Source organism: Terriglobia bacterium, assembly GCA_020072565.1.
In the GTDB taxonomy this organism is placed as follows: domain Bacteria; phylum Acidobacteriota; class UBA6911; order UBA6911; family UBA6911; genus JAFNAG01.
This window is the reverse complement of record JAIQGI010000012.1, coordinates 22,416-37,430: the sequence shown is the minus strand read 5'-3', so window position 1 is coordinate 37,430 and position 15,015 is coordinate 22,416. Positions and strand designations below refer to the sequence as shown.

The following is a 15,015-nucleotide window of genomic DNA, read 5'->3' as shown; positions in this document are numbered from 1 at the left end:
GTGTGCAGACCCGCCCGCCCGTCCTCAGAAGGTTGAGTTGCAGTTTGCAGGGCCCGTAAGCATCGCATTAATATAAAACCCTATCATCGAGGAGAACCATGGCCTTCAACGATGCAGTTCGCAACTGGTATCAGACCGAGATTCAGGGGATCAGAGCCGCAGGCCTGTTCAAGGATGAGCGGTACATCTGTTCGCCGCAATCGTCGGAAATCGAGGTCGAATTTCCGGTCGGCTCGGGAGTGAGAAAATGCATTAATATTTGCGCCAACAACTACCTCGGGTTGTCCAGCCACCCCGAGGTCATCAAGGCGGCGCACGCAGGACTGGAGACGCGAGGCTACGGGATGTCGTCCGTGCGCTTCATCTGTGGCACGCAGGACATCCACCGGCAGCTCGAAAACAAATTGACCGAGTTCCTCGGGACCGAGGATACCGTGCTCTTCCCGTCCTGCATGGACGCAAACGGAGGGTTCTTCGAGGCGTGCCTGAACGATCAGGACGTCATGATCGCCGACCGGCTGGTTCACGCCTCCATCGTGGACGGGATGCGCCTGTGCAAAGCGATGCAGGACAGCTTCAAACACTCGGACATGGGGCATCTGGAGGAAAAACTCCAGGAGCACCATGACAAGCGCTTCCGCATGATCATCACCGACGGCGTCTTCTCCATGGACGGCGATCTCGCCAAGATGGACGAGATCGTTGCGCTGGCGGAGAAGTACAACGCGATGGTTTTCCTGGACGATTCCCACGCCAGCGGCTTCATCGGCAAGACCGGCCGCGGGACTCACGAACATTGCGGCGTGTTCGGTCGAATCGACGTCATCACGACCACGCTGGGAAAAGGGCTGGGCGGTGCATCGGGCGGCTGCGTCAGCGGGCGACGGGAACTGGTGGAGATGTGCCGCCAGCGGGCACGCCCATTCCTGTTTTCCAACACGGTGGCTCCGGTCATCGTATCCGGAGCTCTAAAAGTGATGGACCTCATCTTCGCCAACACGGAACGCCGCGATAAGCTGGAGTGGAATGCCAAGTACTGGCGCGGGCTGCTCAAAGATGCCGGTTTTGACATCAAAGAGGGGGAAAGCCCGATCGTGCCCGTAATGCTTTACAACGCAAAACTGGCGCAGGATTTCGCCCGCGATCTGTTCGCCGAGGGGGTTTACGCTGTCGGATTCTTCTTCCCGGTGGTGCCCAAGGGACAGGCTCGCATTCGCACCCAGCTCTCCGCGGCTCACGAAAAGCATCACCTCGACAAGGCCGTTGCCGCGTTCAAGAAGGTGGGCGCCAAACTCGGAATCCTGGGACTGGGCAAGAAGGAACTCATCGAAAAGTTCGGGATGTAAACAGGAACCGACCACGGCTGGATGCGGACAAACGCCGATCACCTCCGTACCGCCGACAGTCAGATCTTTTTTATCCCACAGAGAATTCCGGGGCAAAAGGGGCATCCCGATTTTCCATTCGCCAGGCGGTCGATAGCCATTCCCGGTGGAAGAGCGGGATGCCCCCCTTTTGCCCGCCAAATATGCACGCAGCTCCGCCGTGCCGCGTTCATCCGCGCTCTGCCGGCAAGGTATGTCTCACATCTACGGAATCATATTGATGTTTCTGGCGGCATGCTCTTTTGGGGCAAGCGCCATTCTGATCAAACTGGCCTATCATTCAGGATTGCAGCCGGCGGCACTGCTGCCCCTGCAGAACCTGGTGGCGGTTGTGTGCCTGTGGCCCATGATGCTGATACCCCGCGGCCTCCCGAGACTCAAGGGGCAACAGGTGCGCGGGCTGATCTGGCAGGGACTGGCGGGAAACTTCGCCATATCGGTCTGTTACTTCTGGGCGGCACAGCGTATCGATGTGTCGCTGCTGAGCATCATCCTGTTTGCCTACCCCGGATTGGTCCTCCTCTATCAGATAGTAGTGGAAAGGCACCGGGCTGCGACCTGGGAGTTGATGGCCCTGGCTCTGGCGTTCGCCGGCGTGGTGTGCGCTGTTGACCCGTTCCATGGAGCCGCCGCCAGAGTCGACCGGCTGGGATTGATCCTGTCGGTGGGTGCCGCTGTTGCCTATGCTTTCATGAATCTCTACGGCCAAAAGCTGGCCCGGGATATGTCTTCACTGGTAATCACGACGTTCACGTCCACGGTATCGACAGTGGCGCTGATGGCAGTGCTGCCGCCAAGGCACTGGTTTACCCTGGCGTTTACGCCGGGTCAGTGGTTGTTCATCGTGGGTCTTGCACTGTTTTCGACCGTGATCCCTATGAACCTGATGTACCCCGCGATTCGAAGAATCGGAGCTTTTCATGCCTCAGTCGTCAGCATTGCCGAACTCCCCTGCATCCTGGTGCTGGCATATTTCATACTGAGCGAACGAATGAACCATTGGCAGATGCTGGGCGGAGGCATGATTCTGCTGAGCCTGGTTCTCATGCAGCCGGCGCGGGACGCGGCCGGAAGCCGCTAGCTGCGGTAGTGACTGCTTACATGCTGCGCCTGTTTTTCAACCCACGCACTACTTTGCCCGTTGAAGGGGACAGGGCCCGACGGCTGGATTTTCACTAATAATCCGGGCGGCGCCCGGGAGGGTGCGTGTCATTTGTGACCGCTTTCCGTCGTTGAGGAGTTCTGGCTACAGCGCTCAATTCTCGACCAGCAGGTCGTCGTATTCGACTTCAAAGCGCAGTTTGTGTCTGGCCTCTTCCTGGGCCAAAGCCAGGAAGGCCGTTTTCAGGGCGTCATCAGGGATGCTTTCCGCCAGATCCGTGTAGAGCTTGAAGGCCGCCTTTTCCTTCTTCATCGCCACGATCAACGCATCTCTATAGGCGAGTTGTGGATCCGGCGTCACATCCACCACATATTCCGCAATCTTCAGGTCTGCCACCGACTGGGTGGCGAAACTGAACCTGGCACCCTCCCTGATGGATTCAAGTTTGGCTTTGTGGCTCATCTCCTCTCGAGCGAAGCCCATCAGTGCCTCTTTCATTCCGGGCACTTTTGTCTGACGAGCCAGGCGGCTGTAAAAGTCGGCGGCAGCTTGTTCCTCGCCAATCGCAAAATCCAACGCTTCGTTAATTGAGGTCCAGCGTTCCACTTTATCCTCCTCGGGAAGCGATTTCTCATCCGTATCCCGCACTTTCAAACTTCTTCCGCGATTCCAATGCCTCATAGAGAACAAGGTTCGAGCCGAAGTGTGACGATGTTCCGCGTCAGTCCGGCATCACCGCCCTACGCCATGTGACCTGCGCAGTTACCAGGTATCCTAACGGATGCCCAACAGCGCCGTCAAAACTATTGTCAGAGCTGAAACCTTTTGGCGGAGATGATCACTCACTGGTCGTGCGCAGGATTTCAGCAACTTCAGAGGAGTTTGAAGGCCATGAAGAAAAAACTCATAGGATTGGCGGCGGTTGCTCTATTGGCTGGTTTGATGGTCACAACAGCCTGGGGCCAGGATTTCCAGAAGACCTACGCGTTGCCTGCGGGGGGCAGCATCAGCATTTCCAACGTATCCGGGGAAATCTCCGTAACAGGATATAACGGCGCGGTGGTGTCGGTTCAGGCGTACCGGGAAGGCCGGGACAAGGAAATGGTTCAGGTCGAGGATCTCAGCACCTCCAATCAGGTTTCGCTGAGGGCGCAATACCCGCGCGGCGCCGGCAATTACGATGCCAGTGTGCGGTTTGTCATCCAGGTCCCCAGCGGATCCAACTACAAGTATGACAAGCTTTCCACTGCCAGCGGCGACATCAGCGTCACCAACGTCGGCGGTGAGATCGGTGTGAGTACCGCCAGCGGCGAGATCACCATAAGCCAGGTTGTGGGCAGTGTGATCGCCAAGACAGCCAGCGGCGACGTGAAAATCTCGCAGGTTCACGGCAACGTGCAGGCCAACGCGGCCAGCGGCGATGTCACCGTTTTGGGAATTGCCGGCACGGTCAGCGCAAACACGGCCAGCGGGGATGTTGATGTGGAACTGAGTCGCATCGAAGGCAGCGGGGAGCTTAAGTTTTCCAGCGCCAGCGGCGACGTGACGGTAAAGGCACCTGCGCAACTGGATGCCCAGGTGCAGATGTCCACTGCCAGCGGCTCCATCCAATCCGATTTTCCCCTCACCATCGAGGATCTCGAGGGCCATGGGAAGAAAGCATACGGCACGCTAGGCTCAGGCGCGACCAAGCTGAATATATCAACGGCATCCGGCGATGTCCGGCTGGTTCGGTCTTGAGTCAGTGCCCGATTTCGCCCGTACCGCACCAAAGGGGAACAGGGCTGCGCGCGCAAGCGATTGGACTGGCTGAGGGTTGTTCGCCCAGCCGTTCGCCAGCGCGCGCGGCCCTTTTTCCACGCCGCCACCTGCCGATGGAGTCCCGCGGGCGGTGAAATCTGCCCTGAACCTGGCATGTATCTCCATGGCCGAGTCCGCGGGCCATTGGCTCAACCGTCGAGTGTCGCGAGTGAATGCACCGTCACACCTGTGACTGCCAATCACAGGTGCGTCGGAAGAATTTGTCGGCACATCAATAACTTACGGGTTGGCTGAAGATTTGCAGGATTTGCAGGCATGGGAAATGCCCCCGCAAGCCGGATCCTCTATTTCACTCACGGCCTCTTTCACCCGCACCGGCGGCAGAGAGGATGTTCCCCAAAAAGCGTCAAACTTATTCGGATCGATTTGCGTATAGAGACCTGGAGGTGAATTCATGGCCAAGAAACGGATCTTCACGATTTCATTCCTGTCCATCGTGGGACTCCTTGTGGTTCTGGGCGGCTACTGGGTTTTTGGATCGCTGTTCGCGGTTGACAAAACCATCCCGTCCGAGAAGCTGGCCAAGGTGGAGCAGGGAAACATCGCCAAGTCGGTGGTGGCCACCGGCAAGATCGAGCCGTTGTCAAAAGTGGAGATCAAGTCCAAAGCCAGTGGAATCATCAAATACCTTTATGTGAACGCAGGCGACACTGTGCGCGAAGGGCAGCTCCTTGTCGAGTTGGATAAGGAGACGCTGGAAGCCCAATTGAAGCAGGCGAAAGCCTTCCTCAACGCGGCCGAGAGCAAGCTCGAGGAAATGCAGTCCCAGCTGAAAACCCTTCAGGCCAACCTCCGCAAAACGCAGCTCGAGGCCGAAAGCAGGGATTACGACTTTTCAGTTGCCGAATACAAACGATACCAGGGGCTCTTTGGCCAGGGACTGGTCTCCAAGGCGGAGTTCGACAGCATCGAGCAGAAGATGAAGGCCGCGGAAGTCACCCACAAATCCCTCCAGGCGGCTGTTCAGGTGAAGGAGGCTGAGCTCGAACAAAACAGTCGGACTACCGAAACGGTTCGGGCCGAATTGGTTCAGGCTCAGGCGCAGCAGGAGCAAGCGGAAGAGAACCTCAAGTATGCCAGCATCCGCTCTCCCATCAACGGCGTGGTCCTGAGCCGCGAGCTCGAGGTCGGGGACGCCGTGTCCTCGATCCTGCAGTTGGGATCCAACGCCACTCTCATCATGACCTTGGGTGATGTGAGGGAGCTCTACGTGAAGGGTAAGGTGGATGAGACGGACATCGGGCTGGTAAAGGAGGGCCAGGCGGTGCGCGTGACCGTCGATGCCTATAAAAACCGGGGATTTCAGGGGAAGGTCTTCCGCATCGCCCCGATGGGTGTTGAGAAGGACAACGTGACGCGCTTCGAGGTGCGGGTGTCGATCAACAACGATCTTGACCTTCTGAAGGTCAGCATGAGCGCGAACGCCGAGATCGTGCTCGAAGAGCACCATAATGTGCTCGTCATTCCGGAGAGTTCGCTCATCTACAACGAGAAGCGGGAGACCTTCGTCGAGGTGCCGGATCCCGCCACCAGGACGGGGCGGCGGCAAATTGCGGTCAAAACGGGGCTGAGCAATGGAGCCCGAACCGAGTTGCTCTCGGGACTGAAGCTCGGCGACCGCGTGGTGCTCCAGTAAGTCGGGTTGCTGTGAGGCCTTCCGATTCCGGTTTTCGCATTGTCAGATCCGGTCTGGAAGACCGCTTCCGCAAAAACTCAATTTGGCAGGCCTGACAGGGGGAACGCATGGACCTGCTGTTACAGACGTGGTTGAATCTGAAGACCAACAAGACGCGCTCGTTCCTGACGATGTTCGGGATCGCGTGGGGGCTCGTGTGCCTGATTCTCATGACGGCGCTGGGCGAAGGGATGTGGGTCGCACAGAAGCAGAAGGCGCGCGCGCTCGGCCAGAACATCATTATTGTCTGGGGCGGCTTGACCAGCAAAGGGATCGATGGCGTCCGCGCCGGAAAGGACATCCGCCTCACCCTGAACGACTACATGACGGTAAAGGAGCGTGCCGTCTACCTCCAACGTTCGAGTCCCGAGGTCCAACGATCTCTGGCGGTGCGTTCCAACATCAATAACGGCACCTTCGGCACGCACGGCGTCTTCCCCGACTACATGCAGATGCGCACGATCGAGGTGAAACCCGGCGGGCGGCAGATCAACGAGGGCGACAATGCAAACGCCCTGCGTGTCTGCATCCTCGGCGAAGAGGTCAAAGGACAGCTGTTCGACAAGGTAAACGCCGTGGGCCAGACCGTCGTGATCGGCGAGTTGCCTTACCTGGTCATCGGGGAGCTGGTCCATAAGGACCAGAACTCGAATTACAGCGGCCCCGATCAGAAGATGATTTTCGTCCCTTTCTACACGATCACCCGCGACTTCCCGTTGCCCAAAGCGGTCGACGGGAAGTATCAGCTTTCCAACATGATCCTGCAGCCGCGCAGCGAGGAGATCGGAGAGGCGGCCGAACTGCAGGTCCGGCAGGTTCTGGCGAAGGAAAAGGGCTTCGATTACCTCGATAAAGACGCGCTGCAGATCTGGAACACGGTCACGGAAGCGAAACTGATATACAAGCTCTTCGCCTCGCTCAAGGTGTTCCTCGGCGCCATGGCGGTTGTGACCCTGATTCTCGGCGGTGTCGGAGTGATGAACATCATGCTGCTCTCTGTCGGCGAACGGACCCACGAGATCGGGATCTGCAAGGCCGTCGGCGCCACGACACGCCGCATCCTGATGCAGTTTTTCGCCGAGTCCATGACGCTGACGTTCATGGCCGGGCTGGCAGGGGTGCTGCTTGGGTGGGGACTGTGCGCGCTGATCAATCAGCTGCCCAAGATCGACTTCTTCGCCGGCATGATCGTCACTCCCGCTGTCGGCTGGATTGCGTTCGGCTTCCTGACCCTGGTCGGCATGCTGTCGAGCATCTATCCGGCCTTCATGGCATCCGTAGTGGATCCGATCGAAGCTCTGAGGTACGAGTGATGGTCGTCGAGATCTTCAAGCGCGTATTGGAAAACCTGGTTGCATACCGCAAACGATCGATGATGACCGTTCTCGGCATCACCTGGGGCATCGCCTCGTTTATCCTCCTCATGGCCTACGGCGACGGTTTTCAGAAGGCGATGCTGCTGGGACTCAGCTATTTCGGCGACAACGTCGTCGTCATCTGGAACGGCCAGACCTCGATGCAGGCCGGGGGTGCGCGCGCAGGTCGCGTGATCCGCACCGAGCCGCAGGACGTCGAAATGATCCGGCAACGCTGCACCCTCGTGAAGCGCGCCAGCCCTGAGGTCTACAATGAGATGCAGTTGCGCTGGGGCGACCGGATGACGAGCGCGGGCATCCGGGCCGTGAACGATGAATACGGCGTCGTTCGCGGGATGTTCATGGGCGAGGGGCGCTTCCTCAACGCCGAGGACATTGCCTACGCGCGCCGGGTGGTCGTGCTGGGGTATGACCTCAAAAAGAAGCTCTTCAGCCAGGCTCCGGCACTCGACCAGGATGTCTTCATTGAGGGAGTGCGATTTACCGTCGTTGGAGTGCTCAAGAAGAAGATCGCCATCTCGAACTACTTCACCCAGGATGACTACTGTGCGCTCATCCCAGTCAACGTCATGGGCACCATGCGGGATATTCGATACAACAGTGTGCTGGTGTTCCAGCCTGTCAGCGGCAGAATGGAGGACGCCGCAGTGCGGCAGGTTCGCCGGGTCCTCGGAGAGATCCACAAGTTCAATCCTGCCGATGAAAAGGCCCTGATCATGGATCGATTCAGCGAGGGGTTTTCCATCATCAACGGCTTGAACGTAGCAACCAAGGGGCTGCTCAATGTCATCGGACTGCTCACGCTGGCGGTCGCCGGCGTCGGCATCATGAACATCATGCTCTTCTGCGTGCAGGAGCGGACGCACGAAATCGGCGTGCTCAAGGCCCTCGGCGCCCGCAAGCGTCACATCCGTGTCCAGTTCCTCGGGGAGGCACTGGCGCTGTCGATCATCGGTGGCATCCTCGGTTACCTCCTCGCCATCCTGCTCGCCAACTGGATCGGCGCCATTCCCTTCCTGAGCGAATTATTCGAGGACAAGAGCCGGCAAGGTGACATCTACCTGCTCGTGAATGCCCGCGTGTTCCTGACCGCGTTCATCACCTTCGGAATTATCGGACTGCTGTCGGGTACCTGGCCCGCGGTCAAGGCGTCCCGGCTCGACCCGGTCGAAGCTCTCAGAATGGAGTAAACTCTCGTCCCATTCAATAAGGACAACATCAATCAGCTCTTCAAGTCAACCTATCGGTCTTTTCCCTCGCCCGGCTTGAGCCCGGCTTTCGCCAGCATGCTCCGGAGAGCCTCCGGCCCGCTGCTGCCGATCTGGATATCCAAGACCGCTCCGTCGCGCCCGATGAGCACGTAGGTGGGAAACGCGCTGATCTTGTAGGCGGAAACCACGCTGGTGCCGTTGGTCAGGGCCATCGGATAAGAGACCCCGGATTTCTTGATATAGCTTTCCACAGTTTCGCGATCTTCACCAACATTAAGGCCCAGCACAACGAGACCGCTGCCGCCGTATTCCTGCTGCAGCTTGTCCAGATCCGGCATGTCTGTGCGGCACGGGCCACACCAGGTAGCCCAGAAGTCAAGAAGGACGATCTTCCCTTTCAATTCGGCAAGATCGTATGCCTTGCCCTCGAGCGCTTGGAGGCGGAATGCGGGTGCGGGCTTCCCCGTCAGGTCGGGTTTGGTGAGCCCGGGAGCGGCAAACTCGGACACTTCCTTGGCCCCCTCCGGCGGAGTGAACCGGAAGAGCGCATCGGGCAGATCCACATTGACCTTCAGGGACAACATGGTCATCTTCTGCTGCATTTCCACCGCCCCCGGGATCGGCCCTCCCTGGAGCTTGCCAGACAAGGTCATCTGCAGCGTGATTTTCAGATCCTTGGCGATCCAGAACCGTGCAGTTCCGTCGGTCAACTCGATGCCCTGCGCTTGCGGCATCGCGAACCTGTCGATTCTGGATTCCAGCACCCAGCAGTCAAATTTTTGGCCGTTGATTTCGAGCGGTTCGTCACGAACCGTCTTCAGGTCCTTGAAGATCTGCCCGGGATCCGGCAGGTCGCCCATCCCCAGGCTCGCCAGCATGGACTGCGGTGTTTGCAGTGCCGCCTTCTTCACATATTGATTCAAGGCGGAACTGTAAAACCAGGTGTAGGCGCCGTCGGCCACGAGCGTGGCTCCGCCCATTTGGGATTTCGTCTCTACTCTTCTCTTGTCGGGATTGACCGCGGCCGCGGAACTCGTCAGAGTCACGTTGACGGGGGTTCCCGCGACGCTCATTTCCATGGCCATTTGCGATTCATATTGGTAGCTGTGTAACTTGTTGAGTGCGGTCCCGCTTTGATTCAGCAGGTCCTTGGCGTCGGGCAAGGCTTGCGGAAAAAGCGGCATCGATAAGGCAAGAAAGGCGGCGGCAAATTTCATCGGGTTCCTCGGGTTAATATCTGTTTGGGTTGCGGCTATGTTAGGCCGCGTGTTTCGCGGTTCTTTTTCGCTGTCCGGATCAGAGTTCGCCCCAATTGGCTATTTCCGGGTCGCGGCTCTGAGCGAGGGCGGCGTTCCGGTGGGGCTTGATGATGAGGGCGGGTCCGGCGATCGCCGGATCCGGCAAAGGAAAGACCCCGCCTACGGTTCCATATTTTCTCCTCAACTCATCATAATCGCCGAAATCCAATGCCCGGTTCGGGCAGGCAACCACGCATGCGGGAGCCAATCCGGAATCGAGGTAGTCCACACAGAGGTGACATTTCCGTAGTGAATCGGTGGAAGGATCGTAGCGGATGGCGCCGTAGGGGCAGGCGGATTCGCAGCGGCGGCAACGCGAGCAGCGGCTGTCATCAATGAGAACGATCCCGTCATCCCTCTTCCAGATGACATTTGATGGACAGCTCGTCAGGCACACGGGGTCCAGGCAATGGACGCAGGACATGGAGAGATTGTAAGCGACTACCGTGGAAATCCAGGCGCCCTCGGTCTTTTGCCAGCTTCCCGCCGTGATTTCATAAACTCTTCTCCAGTGCTGGCCCACCGGGAGGTCATGCTTGTCATTGCAGGCAACCTGGCAAGTCTTGCATCCCGAGCACGCATCCGAGTTGACAAAAAAAGCGTATTGGTTCACCACAACCCGCTCCTCAGACTTTCTTTACCTCGACCATGATCGTGTGCTGGGCGTTGCCGAACGCGTACGGAGTCCACCGCTCCGAAGTCAGGACGTTGACCGATCCACCGCGGTCGATCCCCTTTTCATCCGGCGTCCACCACGCTCCTTGAGGAATGGCGACGACCCCGGGCATGATTCGCCGGGTTACGCGGCACAGGATCCGCATCTCGCCACGGTCGTTGAAAACCCGGACCTCGTCGGCATTCTGTATGCCTCGGGCGGCTGCATCGATCGGATTGAGAAAAATCCTCTGCGGGAAGGCCTCCTCCAGCCAATCCACCCTGGCAAGGGTCGAATGGATTCGGGCCAGGGTATGATGGCCCACCGCCTGGAGGGGATACTTCTTCGCTTCCGGGCCGAAGGGGCTTTCCCATTCCTGGATGTATTTGGGGACGGGAGGAACTTCCTTCGGCTTGTTGGCGGCCTGGAGCTTTTGAGAAAAGATCTCGATCTTGCCTGACGGGGTACGCAAAGGATATTTCGCGGGGTTGTTACGGAAATCGGCTAAGGCTACGGCAGGCTTCGTGACAGGCACGGAATAGACGCCGGCATTGCTCTTCTCGAATTCCGCAAGACCGGGGAGCTTCGGAAAGCGAGCTTTCCGGAGTTGTCCCAACGACCACTCCACCCAATCGCGCTCGCTCCGCCCCTGGGTATAGTCCTGACCAATCCCCAGGCGCTGCGCAACCTCCGAACAGATCTTGTAGTCACTCTTGGTTTCAAAGGGCGGATCCACGATCTTGGGCATGAGGATCACTTCGTCCCCGTACTTCCATCCGTCCTCAACACCCCAGGTCTCAAACTGGGTGCAGGCCGGAAGGAGGATGTCCGCGAAGCGCGCGCTGGGGGTCAGGAAATTGTCCTGTACCACCAGAAACTCGACGAGGCGTTCGTCCTGGAGAATTTTCCCGGTGCGATTGAGATTGCTGTGCTGGTTGGCCAACAGATTCGAGGCTACGGCATAAATCAGCTTGATGTTGTTATCCAGCTTGTCCACGCCCCTGACGCCCAGATCCGGCCCCATGTCCTTTCCGCGCAGGACAGCCTCGGTCCAGAGAAAGGACGGAATGCTGGCTTTCACCGGGTTGGGTCCCGTGGGAAAAACGTTCCAGAGCGGCCCGCCGTCCTGAGCCTGTAAGGCCATGCCTCCGGCCCAGCCGCCGGGGACGCCGACATTGCCGGTGATGGCAGCCAGCACGCAGCCGGCCCGGACCACCTGTTCGCCGTACGCCCGCCTCTGCATGCCATATCCTTGGTAGAGAACACCGGGTTTTTGAGTGGCGTATTCCTTCGCAATGCGCGCGATCGTTGCCCGTGGTACGCCCGTGATGGCCTCGGCCCATTCCGGCGTTTTTGGGATCTTATCGCGCGTACCCAGGATGTAATCTTTATAGCTCTCCTCCCCCTTGGCGGCGGCCGGCATCTGAGTCTCGTCGAACCCGATGCAACAGGCCTTCACGAACTCAGAGTCATAAAGGCCTTCCTTGATCATTACGTACGTCATGGCCGACATCATGGCGACGTCCGTGCCCGGCCGGATGGGAATCCATTCATCGGCCAGGGCCACCGCACTCAGGGTCATGCGCGGATCAATGCAAACAACGCGGGCTCCCTTCTCCCGGGCCTTCCGGACGAAGAACTCCGTGTTGGTGCCGTCGCGCATCTCCGAGGGGTTCCAGCTCCACATCAGGATGTATTTGGAGTTTACCCAGTCCTGGCGCTGGTTCCCTGTGGTATCGGTTCCATAAACCGTCGACGTCACGCTCGAGATGCAGGCCCAGGAATAGCTGTTGTACTGGCCGAGAGAGCCGCCGTAGAGATTCAACAAACGCTGCGCGGTTTGGCGGCCGTTGATCTGACTGTAGCTTCCCGTCCCATAAGGAACCAGCATTGCCGAATTCCCATAGGTCTTCTTGACCCGGGCCAGTTCGCCGGCCACCTTATCCAGCGCCTGCTCCCAGGTGATGCGTTCAAACTTACCTTCGCCTCGCGTTCCGGTCCGTTTCATGGGGTATTGCAGGCGGTCACGATGATACTGACGGTGCCGGTAGGCGCGTCCGCGGATGCAGGCCCGGAGCTGCGGGTCCTCCAGGTTGTCTGCGGGCCGGTCATCGCTTTCGATTCTGTAAATGACTCCATCCTGGACATAAACTTTCAGTAGGCAGCGGCCCCCGCAGTTGTGCGAAGGACAGCCCACGCGGATGATGCGCTCTCCCGAGGCGGTATCTTGAATCGGATCGATCGAGGAAGGGCGCCTCCCGAGGGGAAAGATAGAAAAAAAAGAAGATCCCAGCAGCGAGCTCCACTTGAGGAAACAACGCCGGCTCAAGGGATTGGATGTGATCAAGCTTCCCATTTTGCAGTGTCTGATGAGCCCGGGAGTCGAATCCGGGACCTACCAGTCGATAGTTTGCGAGGTCCAGGGCGCCCACGCTCAGGACGCCCGATCCTATCATGAAACCGGCAAAAAGGCATCGCAGATGCCTGACGAGACTCTCCTGCTTGGATCCGGACGCGGAGGCGCGCGCCGGTGCGGACGGGACGTCAGACGCGGCGGTCAAAATACTTTTTGATCCATAGCAGGTAGATAAGGAACATGACGAAAAAAAGTCCCGTCCACCACGCCATTGCCTTGCCGGTGAAAAGGCCGAAATTGCGGATCTGCTCGATTTGATCCTCCGGATAGCCCAGTTGTCGATAGACCTCCATCAGATCGACCCTCATGAAGGTGATTACGGCAGACGCGGTCAGCAGCGCAAATGCGACGAGTGCAGCCCACCAGGCGGCAAGTTGTCGCCGGTAAGTCGCCCATGCCAGGTACAGCCCAAACACCGCACAGACCAGGAGAATCAGGGTGGCCGGGGCGCCGGAAAGCAGGGAGCCGAACCAGGGCACGACACTGCGGTAGAGCAAAGGCATGACCATCAGGCAGAGGGAGCCAAGGCCAAGCCACAGCGAGCTGGCAAGGACCGGCAGCGGGCAGGTATCGGTCCAGCGCACCACGGGGTCGCGCGCCTCGCACGTTGCCTTCACATTGTGACTCTGATAAAAGAGCACCATGGCTCCAGGCAGGGCGACAAAGAAGATCGCTATGAAGATTATGCCTATGGTCAAAGCGAGCAGCCCCAGCGGATTGCCCGCATCCCTGCTGAAGAGTGCGCCTGCGAACACGGCGTAGAATCCCAAAGCCAGAATGCCCGCCAGGAACCAACCCCATGACAGGATCAGCAACAGCGCTCGCGCCCAACGGCGGCAGAGAATGGAGCCAATGCCTAGCCACACCAGAGCCGCGGCTAGAACACCGTAGGCCATCGCCGCAACACCCGTCACTCGCGAGTCCGGGCCTCCGGACGTTGGCGGGACCAGGGTGAGTGCGAAAAACAGCAGAGGCACCATCAATGCGCACAGGCCTCCGAGCACAATCTCCAGCCAGCCATACGCAATGAGTCCGGTGCGCCGGTCTTTGAACTCAACCGATGGGGGAAGGGTGGGTGATCCGCTCATTATGGTCTCCCTGATTTCATCTGACTGGATTCTGCCGCAGAACCATGCGGACCGCGCCGGTCAAGCAGGCCACCGTCGGCATCGAACACAGTGCCGCCGGTTTCACGAATGACAATAGCCTGGACGGCGCCGGTTTCGGTTCACCTTCAAAATCTTTGCCCAGCGCATTTCCCTTCAATTGATTGAAACCATGTGAGCCGACGAAGACCGACTGAATCACGCCTTTCCGGTCAATAAAAAACGTGGTCGGGATGAAGAGCACGTCTTTGTATGGCGAAGGCAAATCCCTGGCAGTGCCGATGGAGTAATTTACACCCTTGTCTTTGACAAACGATTGTAGCGTCGCCTCATCCTCGCGGCTGATGCCGATGATTTCCAGCTCGTCACGAGGGGTCTCATTGTAAAGCTTGATGAAATCTGGGATCTCTCCTACGCACGGCCCGCACCAGGTCGCCCAGAAATCGAGCACGACCCTTTTCCCCTGGAATTGGCTCAGCCTGATCACCTTGCCGTCGAGTGTGGCGACGGAGATGTCCGGCGCTGAGACCCCCTGCCATTCTGAAAATGAACTGCCGCTCAACGAACCGTTGAGCGGCAGTTGCCGGATCAGGTTGAAGAAGACAGCCCCCATGGCGGCACTGGCCACAATGCTCACGATGGAAAGGCTGATTCCTGCCCACGCCATCCTGTTCGCCCCGCGCTTTAGCCGGACATGAGAGAAGCCCAGAATTAAGCCGGCCAACCCAAATAACGCACCTATGACCACCAAACTCAGCACGCAAGCGAAAATGCCTAGTATCAGACTGCCAACGGCCAGACCCTTGGACGAGGAGGCGGGCGGCGTGGCGTCTGCAGGTTCAGGAGTTGAATTCATAGGCGTGCTCCTTCTTCAATCGAAGACCGATCCCCCACCCGTGCCATTTCCCCCGGAGCGCGTTGGAACGCTGCATGGATACAGGGACAATTTAAGAAACCGTGCTGCATACCA

Annotated in this window: 12 protein-coding genes; 6 read left to right on the top strand and 6 right to left on the bottom strand. The window is 58.6% G+C overall.

Annotated elements, in window-relative coordinates:
* Nucleotides 1-98 precede the first annotated feature (98 nt).
* Both kbl and LAP85_09195 read left to right on the top strand, forming a co-directional pair.
* Nucleotides 99-1,346, top strand: coding sequence for a glycine C-acetyltransferase (gene kbl, locus LAP85_09200; GenBank protein ID MBZ5496567.1), 1,248 nt, complete (start codon nucleotides 99-101; stop codon nucleotides 1,344-1,346).
* A gap of 232 nt (nucleotides 1,347-1,578) precedes the next feature.
* Complete coding sequence (locus LAP85_09195; GenBank protein MBZ5496566.1) at nucleotides 1,579-2,466, top strand: DMT family transporter; 888 nt, start codon at nucleotides 1,579-1,581, stop codon at nucleotides 2,464-2,466.
* A 174-nt stretch (nucleotides 2,467-2,640) separates the two neighbouring features.
* Here the strand turns inward: LAP85_09195 and LAP85_09190 are convergent, their stop codons facing one another.
* Nucleotides 2,641-3,093 (bottom strand): ferritin family protein, encoded by a 453-nt coding sequence (locus LAP85_09190; protein ID MBZ5496565.1) that lies wholly within the window; start codon nucleotides 3,091-3,093, stop codon nucleotides 2,641-2,643.
* A gap of 285 nt (nucleotides 3,094-3,378) precedes the next feature.
* Between LAP85_09190 and LAP85_09185 the strand changes: the two genes are divergently transcribed.
* The 4 genes from LAP85_09185 to LAP85_09170 all read left to right on the top strand — a co-directional run bounded on the left by LAP85_09185 (nucleotide 3,379) and on the right by LAP85_09170 (nucleotide 8,549).
* Nucleotides 3,379-4,227, top strand: coding sequence for a DUF4097 domain-containing protein (locus LAP85_09185; GenBank protein MBZ5496564.1), 849 nt, complete (start codon nucleotides 3,379-3,381; stop codon nucleotides 4,225-4,227).
* 475 nt (nucleotides 4,228-4,702) lie between these two features.
* The gene (locus tag LAP85_09180; protein MBZ5496563.1) at nucleotides 4,703-5,944 is read left to right on the top strand and encodes an efflux RND transporter periplasmic adaptor subunit; all 1,242 of its coding nucleotides are present in this window, start codon (nucleotides 4,703-4,705) and stop codon (nucleotides 5,942-5,944) included.
* 107 nt (nucleotides 5,945-6,051) lie between these two features.
* A complete protein-coding gene (locus LAP85_09175; GenBank protein MBZ5496562.1) occupies nucleotides 6,052-7,296 on the top strand; it encodes an ABC transporter permease in 1,245 nt (414 codons plus the stop codon).
* On the top strand, nucleotides 7,293-8,549 hold the full coding sequence (locus LAP85_09170) for an ABC transporter permease (GenBank protein ID MBZ5496561.1): 1,257 nt from the start codon (nucleotides 7,293-7,295) through the stop codon (nucleotides 8,547-8,549). The genes LAP85_09175 and LAP85_09170 overlap by 4 nt, the downstream gene beginning before the upstream one ends.
* A gap of 50 nt (nucleotides 8,550-8,599) precedes the next feature.
* Here the strand turns inward: LAP85_09170 and LAP85_09165 are convergent, their stop codons facing one another.
* The 5 genes from LAP85_09165 to LAP85_09145 all read right to left on the bottom strand — a co-directional run bounded on the left by LAP85_09165 (nucleotide 8,600) and on the right by LAP85_09145 (nucleotide 14,901).
* A complete protein-coding gene (locus LAP85_09165; protein MBZ5496560.1) occupies nucleotides 8,600-9,787 on the bottom strand; it encodes a redoxin family protein in 1,188 nt (395 codons plus the stop codon).
* A gap of 79 nt (nucleotides 9,788-9,866) precedes the next feature.
* Nucleotides 9,867-10,484 (bottom strand): 4Fe-4S binding protein, encoded by a 618-nt coding sequence (locus LAP85_09160; GenBank protein MBZ5496559.1) that lies wholly within the window; start codon nucleotides 10,482-10,484, stop codon nucleotides 9,867-9,869.
* Nucleotides 10,485-10,494: 10 nt separating this feature from the next.
* Nucleotides 10,495-12,879 carry a molybdopterin-dependent oxidoreductase gene (locus LAP85_09155; protein MBZ5496558.1) on the bottom strand — a complete coding sequence of 795 codons (2,385 nt, stop codon included), beginning with the start codon at nucleotides 12,877-12,879 and terminating at the stop codon, nucleotides 10,495-10,497.
* 188 nt (nucleotides 12,880-13,067) lie between these two features.
* Complete coding sequence (locus LAP85_09150; GenBank protein MBZ5496557.1) at nucleotides 13,068-14,027, bottom strand: hypothetical protein; 960 nt, start codon at nucleotides 14,025-14,027, stop codon at nucleotides 13,068-13,070.
* 16 nt (nucleotides 14,028-14,043) lie between these two features.
* Entirely contained in the window at nucleotides 14,044-14,901 is an 858-nt protein-coding gene (locus LAP85_09145) for a redoxin domain-containing protein (protein ID MBZ5496556.1), read from the bottom strand.
* Nucleotides 14,902-15,015 lie beyond the last annotated feature (114 nt).

Excerpts from the sequence above, each read along its gene's own strand:
- kbl (MBZ5496567.1), top strand. The coding sequence starts at position 99 with ATGGCCTTCAACGATGCAGTTCGCAACTGGTATCAGACCGAGATTCAG.
- LAP85_09195 (MBZ5496566.1), top strand. The coding sequence starts at position 1,579 with ATGTCTCACATCTACGGAATCATATTGATGTTTCTGGCGGCATGCTCT.
- LAP85_09185 (MBZ5496564.1), top strand. The coding sequence starts at position 3,379 with ATGAAGAAAAAACTCATAGGATTGGCGGCGGTTGCTCTATTGGCTGGT.
- LAP85_09180 (MBZ5496563.1), top strand. The coding sequence starts at position 4,703 with ATGGCCAAGAAACGGATCTTCACGATTTCATTCCTGTCCATCGTGGGA.
- LAP85_09175 (MBZ5496562.1), top strand. The coding sequence starts at position 6,052 with ATGGACCTGCTGTTACAGACGTGGTTGAATCTGAAGACCAACAAGACG.
- LAP85_09165 (MBZ5496560.1), bottom strand. The coding sequence starts at position 9,787 with ATGAAATTTGCCGCCGCCTTTCTTGCCTTATCGATGCCGCTTTTTCCG.
- LAP85_09155 (MBZ5496558.1), bottom strand. The coding sequence starts at position 12,879 with ATGGGAAGCTTGATCACATCCAATCCCTTGAGCCGGCGTTGTTTCCTC.
- LAP85_09150 (MBZ5496557.1), bottom strand. The coding sequence starts at position 14,027 with ATGAGCGGATCACCCACCCTTCCCCCATCGGTTGAGTTCAAAGACCGG.
- LAP85_09145 (MBZ5496556.1), bottom strand. The coding sequence starts at position 14,901 with ATGAATTCAACTCCTGAACCTGCAGACGCCACGCCGCCCGCCTCCTCG.